The 8,444-nt window shown below is 56.8% G+C and carries 7 protein-coding genes, 1 tRNA gene and 2 rRNA genes (1 of these 10 running past the window's edge); 8 read left to right on the top strand and 2 right to left on the bottom strand.

The genetic code is table 11. The features are described 5' to 3' along the window. The 7 genes from QMO82_RS18715 to QMO82_RS18685 form a co-directional block, all read left to right on the top strand. Window positions 1-1,624 (top strand): 23S ribosomal RNA (locus tag QMO82_RS18715); it begins 1,266 nt to the left of the window's first position. Window positions 1,625-1,837: 213 nt separating this feature from the next. After that, window positions 1,838-1,952 (top strand): 5S ribosomal RNA (rrf, locus tag QMO82_RS18710). A 107-nt stretch (window positions 1,953-2,059) separates the two neighbouring features. Then, window positions 2,060-2,136, top strand: a tRNA-Met gene (locus tag QMO82_RS18705). Window positions 2,137-2,694: 558 nt separating this feature from the next. Beyond that, entirely contained in the window at window positions 2,695-2,943 is a 249-nt protein-coding gene (locus QMO82_RS18700) for a CopG family ribbon-helix-helix protein (RefSeq protein ID WP_183608328.1), read from the top strand. Next, a complete protein-coding gene (locus tag QMO82_RS18695; protein WP_183607723.1) occupies window positions 2,940-3,230 on the top strand; it encodes a type II toxin-antitoxin system RelE/ParE family toxin in 291 nt (96 codons plus the stop codon). Before QMO82_RS18700 ends, QMO82_RS18695 begins: the two co-directional genes overlap by 4 nt. Before the next feature lie 5 nt (window positions 3,231-3,235). Next, the gene (locus QMO82_RS18690) at window positions 3,236-4,183 is read left to right on the top strand and encodes an aminoglycoside phosphotransferase family protein (RefSeq protein ID WP_183607724.1); all 948 of its coding nucleotides are present in this window, start codon (window positions 3,236-3,238) and stop codon (window positions 4,181-4,183) included. A gap of 140 nt (window positions 4,184-4,323) precedes the next feature. Further along, window positions 4,324-5,346, top strand: a complete 1,023-nt coding sequence (locus QMO82_RS18685; protein ID WP_183607725.1) for a DUF808 domain-containing protein — start codon at window positions 4,324-4,326, stop codon at window positions 5,344-5,346. Between the two features lie 94 nt (window positions 5,347-5,440). Here QMO82_RS18685 and QMO82_RS18680 read toward each other — a convergent pair whose 3' ends face one another. Beyond that, a complete protein-coding gene (locus QMO82_RS18680) occupies window positions 5,441-6,439 on the bottom strand; it encodes an ABC transporter permease (protein WP_183607726.1) in 999 nt (332 codons plus the stop codon). A 37-nt stretch (window positions 6,440-6,476) separates the two neighbouring features. Next, window positions 6,477-7,217 carry an ATP-binding cassette domain-containing protein gene (locus QMO82_RS18675; RefSeq protein WP_183607727.1) on the bottom strand — a complete coding sequence of 247 codons (741 nt, stop codon included), beginning with the start codon at window positions 7,215-7,217 and terminating at the stop codon, window positions 6,477-6,479. 243 nt (window positions 7,218-7,460) lie between these two features. Between QMO82_RS18675 and QMO82_RS18670 the strand changes: the two genes are divergently transcribed. Then, entirely contained in the window at window positions 7,461-8,441 is a 981-nt protein-coding gene (locus QMO82_RS18670; protein ID WP_183608329.1) for an NAD(P)-dependent oxidoreductase, read from the top strand. Window positions 8,442-8,444 lie beyond the last annotated feature (3 nt).

The raw sequence follows: 8,444 nt of genomic DNA, 5'->3' as shown, positions 1-8,444 counted from the left end.
GGGGCTGAAGCCATGCACCGAAGCTGAGGATTTGCGAGCAATCGCAAGTGGTAGCGGAGCGTTCCGTAAGCCTGTGAAGGGATACCTGTGAGGGGTCCTGGAGGTATCGGAAGTGCGAATGTTGACATGAGTAACGATAAAGAGGGTGAGAGACCCTCTCGCCGAAAGACCAAGGGTTCCTGCTTAAAGTTAATCTGAGCAGGGTTAGCCGGCCCCTAAGGCGAGGCAGAAATGCGTAGTCGATGGGAACCACGTTAATATTCGTGGGCCTGGTGGTAGTGACGGATTGCACAAGTTGTTCTGGTTTATTGGATTATCAGGGCAGCGGAGCGGTTCCAGGAAATAGCTCCACCGTATAGACCGTACCCGAAACCGACACAGGTGGTCAGGTAGAGTATACCAAGGCGCTTGAGAGAACTATGTTGAAGGAACTCGGCAAATTGCACGCGTAACTTCGGAAGAAGCGTGACCCCATTTTACGCAAGTATGATGGGGTGGCACAGACCAGGGGGTAGCGACTGTTTATCAAAAACACAGGGCTCTGCGAAGTCGCAAGACGACGTATAGGGTCTGACGCCTGCCCGGTGCTGGAAGGTTAAGAGGAGAGGTGCAAGCTTTGAATCGAAGCCCCAGTAAACGGCGGCCGTAACTATAACGGTCCTAAGGTAGCGAAATTCCTTGTCGGGTAAGTTCCGACCTGCACGAATGGCGTAACGACTTCCCCGCTGTCTCCAACATAGACTCAGTGAAATTGAATTCCCCGTGAAGATGCGGGGTTCCTGCGGTCAGACGGAAAGACCCCGTGCACCTTTACTATAGCTTTACACTGGCATTCGTGTCGGCATGTGTAGGATAGGTGGTAGGCTTTGAAGCGGGGACGCCAGTTTCCGTGGAGCCATCCTTGAAATACCACCCTTATCGTCATGGATGTCTAACCGCGGCCCGTCATCCGGGTCCGGGACAGTGTATGGTGGGTAGTTTGACTGGGGCGGTCGCCTCCGAAAGAGTAACGGAGGCGCGCGATGGTGGGCTCAGACCGGTCGGAAATCGGTCGTCGAGTGCAATGGCATAAGCCCGCCTGACTGCGAGACTGACAAGTCGAGCAGAGACGAAAGTCGGTCATAGTGATCCGGTGGTCCCGCGTGGAAGGGCCATCGCTCAACGGATAAAAGGTACGCCGGGGATAACAGGCTGATGACCCCCAAGAGTCCATATCGACGGGGTTGTTTGGCACCTCGATGTCGGCTCATCGCATCCTGGGGCTGGAGCAGGTCCCAAGGGTTTGGCTGTTCGCCAATTAAAGCGGTACGTGAGCTGGGTTCAGAACGTCGTGAGACAGTTCGGTCCCTATCTGCCGTGGGTGTAGGAATATTGACAGGATCTGTCCCTAGTACGAGAGGACCGGGATGGACATATCTCTGGTGGACCTGTTGTCCTGCCAAGGGCATAGCAGGGTAGCTATATATGGACGGGATAACCGCTGAAGGCATCTAAGCGGGAAACCCACCTGAAAACGAGTATTCCCTATCAGAGCCGTGGAAGACGACCACGTTGATAGGCCGGGTGTGGAAGTGCGGCAACGCATGAAGCTTACCGGTACTAATAGCTCGATCGGCTTGATCGTTCTCATTGACTATGCTCATCAGCCAGAGGCTGATGATGCTTGACCTTCTGTCCTCACGCGCTGAAAGCGCTGCGGACGGCGCGCCAAACGATTGGCGACGCGCTTTGCGCTTGCGGCCTCTGGCCGACGGTGCCTTGCGAAAGGTAAGACGTGTTCAAAAAAAAACAGGCTAACGCCTGCCAGCTTCTCAAACATTAAGTTGCGCTTTGCCGACCTGGTGGTTATGGCGGGGTGGCTGCACCCGTTCCCTTTCCGAACACGGCCGTGAAACGCCCCTGCGCCCATGGTACTTCGTCTTAAGACGCGGGAGAGTAGGTCGCTGCCAGGTCTGCAAAACGCAACTTTTTGAAAACAATCTTCTCATTCACAGACAACGGCCCATAGCCGAAACAAAAGGGCCGCTCTCAAAGCGGCCTTTCGTGTTAAAATATATCTCGCGGGGTGGAGCAGCCCGGTAGCTCGTCAGGCTCATAACCTGAAGGCCGCAGGTTCAAATCCTGCCCCCGCAACCAAATTCCAAGTAGACACCAGAGCGATATCGCTGGCGCGAAGACGTCATCTTCGCTGGCGATGGTAGCTCCTCGTCCTGCGGACCATAACCTGAAGGCCGCAGGTTCAAATCCTGCCCCCGCAACCAAACAAAAAGGCCCGCTGCAAAGCGGGCTTTTTGTTTGGTAATGGGTCGAGGAGTTAACGCCTCTTCAGGGGCCCGCAAGAAGGCGAAGCCGACGCGGCGGGACAGAAAACCACAAATCCTGCCAGCGAAACCAAATGCCTTGATAATAAAGACTTTTTCAGCCTCCCTCGGGAGGCCGAAGTCGTTTTAGCCCTGGCACACAAGCGGGATTGGCTGGCGCAAATCCATGCCCGGGCGGTGAAACGCTCTAGGAGCGGTGACGCGACCGGTTTAAACCGGCTCGCGGCAAGACCAAGGAGAGTGGCGAGATCGTCGTCAAACACCAGGGCTGGCCGATTTGGTGTCCAACTGAAAGCCCTCTCTCATGAGCAGAACCTTGACGAACCGCTTTGGTTCACTGATATTCAAAGTGAACCAAGGAAGGTTAGAGGCCATGACTGCCGCGTTTACCGTGCGTGTTTCGGATGAAACCGCGAGCAAGCTTACTCAGATCGCGGAAAAGCTGGATCGCTCCCGCGCCTACATGGCTGCTGAGGCCATTGAGGCTTTCGTTGAACAGCAGGAATGGCAGCTTGCCGAGATCGAGGCCGGATTGGCTGAGGCCGATCGCGGCGAATTTGCCAGCGCCGAAGATGTGGCGAAGGTCGTCGGAAAGTACGTCAAGTCCGCCCGTCAACCATGAGCGGGAAACGTATTCGCTGGACGTTTCGGGCGTTGCGGCGGCTCGATGAAATTGGCGCTTATATCCAGCATGACAATCCCGATGCGGCAGCACGCGTGGTCGCCAGAATCGTTACGGCGGCGGATATGCTTGCGGACTTACCTGCAAGTGGCCGGCCGGGGCGCATCAAGGGCACGCGCGAAGTGGTGTTGGCCGATATTCCCTACATCATCCCTTACCGAGTCGGGAGGGACATCGAGATTATCACCGTCATGCATGCTCACCAGCGATGGCCGGCGAAATTATAGCCCTCATGATGGATTCAGAAACCATTTGGGCGGAAGAATGGTTGGCTGCACATGCCTATGACGTGTTGGCTGCGCCGGAATTGATACGTGCCGTGCCGTGGTCAAAAATCTATCGTCTCAATACCGACCGGGGAAACGTGTATCTGAAATGGAGCGCGCCCGCCTACGCGCGTGAGGCGGCGTTGATGGTCCATCTGGCCGAGCGCTTTCCGTCCGATATTCCTTCGGTCGTGGCAGCAAACCAAGCCATTGGCGCATTCCTCATGTCTGATGGTGGTGAACCTCTTCGTAACAAGCTGAAGAGGTCCTATGATCCGCAGTTCGTCGGAAAGCTCCTTGGTCGATATGCGAGGATTCAGCGGACTTTCTCTCATAAGGTCGAGCCGCTTCTTGCGTTGGGACTGGATGACTGGCGCACAACCGTGTTTCCAGACCTTTACGATGGCCTGGTTCATGATGAAGTCCTGCTGGAGCGGGAAGGGTTAAGCGCGGCCGAAATTGAGAAGTTGCAAGGGACCGGTGAAAATATCCGCCGCCTTTGCCGTGCACTTGCCGGATTCAAAGTACCCGACACGCTGGAGCATTGCGATTTTCACGACAACAACGTTCTTGTGAAGGCAGACGGCGCGCTTATCAACGACTGGGGTGATGCCGTCATTTCGCACCCCTTCTTCTCCTTGGCAGGTTTCCTAGACAGCGCTGTTCGAAACCATGGCTTGGATGCCAATTCACTTGCCTATAAGCACTTGAAAGACGCCTATTTCGAAATCTGGCTTGATGTCGAAACCCCGGAAAACTTAGAGCGCATTTTTGAGATTGCCGTCATCCTCCGTCCGATCGAGTTCGCCTTCAACTTTAGCCGCGTCATTAGAATGACGACCACAGAGGAGTTCGAGCCTTATCGTGGTTACATTGCTGAGGCTCTGCGTCGGTTCTTGTCCACCGTCTTGTAACGGGCCGAATAACTGCATTGCCGTTGCGATCTGTGCGTGGCATCTTCCCGGCGGAGAATGCCACGTCTCGCCTCGAGGTCGTTGGATAACGGGTTTTCCATTTTTCGTTATGTAAGTCTGTCTTCCCAACGGAGGCTCGAATGAGTGTTGGCCTGATCGCCCTTCTTGATGATATCGCCGCGCTGGCCAAGGTGGCTGCGGCCTCGCTTGACGATATCGCCGGCCAAGCAGCCAAGGCCGGCGCGAAAGCGGCAGGCGTTGTCATCGATGATGCGGCGGTCACACCACGCTACGTCACCGGATTTTCGGCAGCACGCGAATTGCCTATTATCGGCAAGATCGCGCTCGGTTCGTTGAAGAACAAGCTTCTCATCCTGCTTCCCGCAGCGCTTATTCTGAGCCTTGTCGCACCGCAGGCGATCACCCCGCTACTTATGATCGGCGGACTTTTTCTCTGCTACGAGGGCGTGGAAAAAGTCTATGCGCTGGTGCTGCCGCATGCAGCCCACGCCCATGAATCGGCACTTGAGACAACAAGCCTCGATGCGCAATCGCTCGAAGACCAGAAGGTCGCCGGTGCGATCAAGACGGATTTCATCCTCTCGGCGGAAATCATGGCAATTACGCTCGGCGCGCTGCCGTCAGGCAATATATTCACGCAGGCCTTCATCCTTGCCGTCGTTGGACTGGGCATAACGGTCATGGTCTATGGTGGCGTAGGGCTGATCGTAAAGGCCGACGATCTGGGTCTGATGATGGCGCGGGCGCGGACGGCGCCTCCGACAGGTCCGTTCTTGCGCGCAGTCGGACGAGGGCTTGTCACTGGCATGCCTTATTTTCTGAAAGTGCTCGGCATTGTAGGAACGGCTGCGATGATCTGGGTCGGTGGCGGCATTATCGTTCACGGCCTGGAAGCCTATGGAGTAGGCGGCCTTGCGCATCTGATCCATAATGCCGGGGAGATGGTCGCGCATGCCATTCCCGTTCTGGCGTCCGTGCTGCGCTGGGTCGTCGAGGCCGCAGGCGCGGGCATCATCGGCATTGTCGTCGGCTTGATCACAATTCCGGTCGTAGGCTTCGTTATCTCGCCGACGTGGCGGTACTTCAAATCGCTCCTGCCCCGCCGCCGGCGGAAAGAGGTGCTGGCGGACGGGAAGAAATGAAGGCTCCGGCCATCGGCAAGCTGCGATAAATCTATGAGCCGGCGCACGATGTCGCCACTGCAGGTGCCGGCTCACTCTCAGAGGCCGGATTCGCCTACTCGCCCTGTCGCAAGTTGCGGAGTCGGTCAAAAAGCACGGCGAGCACGATTGCCCCACCGATAAAGCATCCTTGCCAGAATGCGTTGATGCCGAGCAGGCCAAGACTGTTGCGGATGACCTCGATAAGTGCGGCGCCGACCAAGGCTCCAAAGGCGGTGCCGACGCCGCCGGCAAGATTGGCGCCGCCGATAACCGCGGCGGCAATGACCTGAAGTTCCATTCCGGCGCCGATATTCGTGGTAACAGCGCCGAGCCAGCCGGTTTGAATGATGCCGGCAACCCCCGCGGACAGGGCAGAAATCATATAGACGATGACCTTGATCCTCGGCACCGGAACGCCGGTCAATGTCGCGGCGTGCTCATTGCCGCCGATGGCAAAGACATAGCGGCCGAACTTGGTCCAGCGCAGCACGAAGCCGGTGATGAGCGCCAGCACGACCATGTAAAGCACTGGATTGGCGATGCCGAAAACCCAGGCGCCGCCACCCAGCGCCAGCAGCTTATCGTGGTCGGGACCAAACTGGAAAACGACGGTGTTGTTGGATGCAACCATCGCAAGGCTGCGCGCAATAGACAACATGCCAAGGGTGACGACGAAAGGCGGGAAACCGAGATAGGCGATCAATACGCCGTTGAAAGCTCCCACCAGAAGAGCAGTCCCGATCGAAGCGGCGATGCCGACTTCGATGCTGTATCCCGCGTGCATGACGACCGCCAGCACCATGCTACACAAGCAAAGCACCGAGCCGACGGACAAATCGATGCCGCCGGTGATGATAACAAGCGTCATGCCGAGTGCGATGATGGCGACGAAAGTGACGTTGCGGGTGATGTTATAGATGTTCTTCGCGGTCGCAAAGGAGTCCGTCGCTATCGACAGAAAAATGCAGGCGAGAATGACCGCAATCAGCACCCAGAATGTCTGGCCGCTGAAGACCGATGCCAGCCAGCCCCGTTGCCTCTGTCCGATCGTCTGGTCAAGTGTCATTGCCATCGTCGACCTTCTTTCCTGTTGCAACGGATAGCATCGATCACACTTGTTCGATGGCGCCGGTGATCAGTCCCGTTACTTCCTCCGGCGAACTTGCCGCAATCTGCTTGTCGGCCACTTTTCTGCCCCGCCGCATGACGATCACGCGGTCGGCGACCGAAAAGACGTCGGGCATGCGGTGGCTGATCAGGACAACGACAATGCCCCGGTCACGCAATTGGCGGATTAGATTGAGAACCTCGGCCACTTGCCGCACTGAAATGGCTGCTGTCGGCTCGTCCATCAACACGATTTTCGCTTCCGACAGCATCGTGCGGCCGATCGCTACCGCTTGCCGCTGACCACCCGACATTTGCTTGACGAGATCGCGGGGCCGCGTCTCGGATTTGAGTTCGCGAAATATTTCGCCGGCGCGTTTGTACATGGCCTTGTAGTCGAGGATGCGAAGAGGCCATATGCCGCGGCGCAATTCTCGTCCGAGGAAGACATTGGCCGCCGCCGTCAGATTGTTGCAGAGCGCCAGATCCTGGTGAACGATCTCGATGCCATGCTGGCGTGCTTCCTTCGGCCGATGAAGCACGAGATCGGCGCCGTCGAGGCGCATGGTTCCATGGCTCGGTCGAAAGTTGCCGGCGATCATCTTGACCAATGTGGACTTGCCGGCGCCGTTATCGCCCATCAGGCCGACAACCTGCCCTGCTTCAAGCGAAAACGAAATATCGTTGACGGCCTGGATGGCGCCGAAATGCTTGGAAATATTGGTGAGTTCAAGAACCGCCACCAGCCTTCTGGCCTCCCAAAACTACAGGCTCTCCGTCGCGTATCTCGACGCGAGGCTCCAGCGAGTTCGCTCTTCCAATCTCCTCCCAGGAAAAGCGATTGGGAATATTTACGCAAAACCCAGCGACAGCGTCAACTCATTGTCCGGAGCATCGGCCTTATTATCGCAAAAATCTGTTTTGTCAGACAAATATCATTTGACGAGAGCGGCGCCCGAATATTAGCTATCAGTGGGAGAGAGAGCATGCTGATCCTTGTGACCGGTGCAACGGGCAAGGTCGGGCGGCGCTTCATTGCTGGGCTGCTTGACGATCCGAGATTTTCCAAAGCCCGTATCCGCGCGCTTTGTCATAACCGTTTGTGCGATGAGACCGACCGTGTCGAGGTCATCCGCGGTTCGATCGCCGATCGTCATGTGGTGGCAGCGGCGCTCAAAGACGTTACGCACGTCGTGCACCTCGCCACATGCAAAGAAACACCTGAGGATATCATGGATGTCACGGTCAAAGGTCTCTTTTGGCTGCTCGAGGAGTTCCGGACGAACGTGACGGCACGCCAGTTCATCCTGATCGGCGGCGATGCGGGCATCGGGCATTTCCACTATCGCCACGACGGCCCGATTACCGAGAAAGTCCCCCATTGTGCTTATCCCGGAAGCTATGCGCTCTCCAAGGTTCTGGAAGAGGTCATGCTGGAGCAGTTCGGCATCCAATATGGCCTCAATGGCTGTTGTCTGCGCGCGCCCTGGATCATGGAAAAGGACGATTTCAAGTATTCGCTGTCTTTTGGAGACGACGTCTTTGGCGGCCCGGACTGGAAGACGCTCGTGCCGGAAGAGGCGGCGCGCCGCTATGCGGCCATGGGGACAGTGCCGCTGCTGCTCGACGCTGACGGGCGACCGCTGAAACGCAACTTCGTGCATGTCGATGACCTCGTATCGGCCATATTGGCAGCGATCGACAACCCGCGGGCGGAGCGGCAACTCTTCAATATCTGCATGGATCGACCCGTCGACTATGCTGATGTCGCCGCCTACCTCTTGCGCACGCGCAATCTCGGTTCTGTCGAGATACCAAGCCGCTTCCATTCCAATTGGATGGACAACAGCAAAGCGAAATACCTGCTGGATTGGCGGCCAGACTACGATCTCGAAATGCTTATCGACTCGGCATGGCAATATGAGCGTTCGAAGGAGGAGCCTCGCATCGTCTGGTATCCGGGTTGATTT

Source organism: Rhizobium sp. BT04, from assembly GCF_030053135.1.
In the GTDB taxonomy this organism is placed as follows: domain Bacteria; phylum Pseudomonadota; class Alphaproteobacteria; order Rhizobiales; family Rhizobiaceae; genus Rhizobium; species Rhizobium binxianense.
Note: the sequence above shows the minus strand (reverse complement) of the source record. Positions and strands in the feature narration are given on the sequence as shown.

What these genes read in the sequence shown, in the direction of transcription:
- QMO82_RS18680 (WP_183607726.1), bottom strand. Translation starts at nt 6,439, where the DNA reads ATGGCAATGACACTTGACCAGACGATCGGACAGAGGCAACGGGGCTGG.
- QMO82_RS18695 (WP_183607723.1), top strand. Translation starts at nt 2,940, where the DNA reads ATGAGCGGGAAACGTATTCGCTGGACGTTTCGGGCGTTGCGGCGGCTC.
- QMO82_RS18670 (WP_183608329.1), top strand. Translation starts at nt 7,461, where the DNA reads ATGCTGATCCTTGTGACCGGTGCAACGGGCAAGGTCGGGCGGCGCTTC.
- QMO82_RS18685 (WP_183607725.1), top strand. Translation starts at nt 4,324, where the DNA reads ATGAGTGTTGGCCTGATCGCCCTTCTTGATGATATCGCCGCGCTGGCC.
- QMO82_RS18690 (WP_183607724.1), top strand. Translation starts at nt 3,236, where the DNA reads ATGATGGATTCAGAAACCATTTGGGCGGAAGAATGGTTGGCTGCACAT.
- QMO82_RS18700 (WP_183608328.1), top strand. Translation starts at nt 2,695, where the DNA reads ATGACTGCCGCGTTTACCGTGCGTGTTTCGGATGAAACCGCGAGCAAG.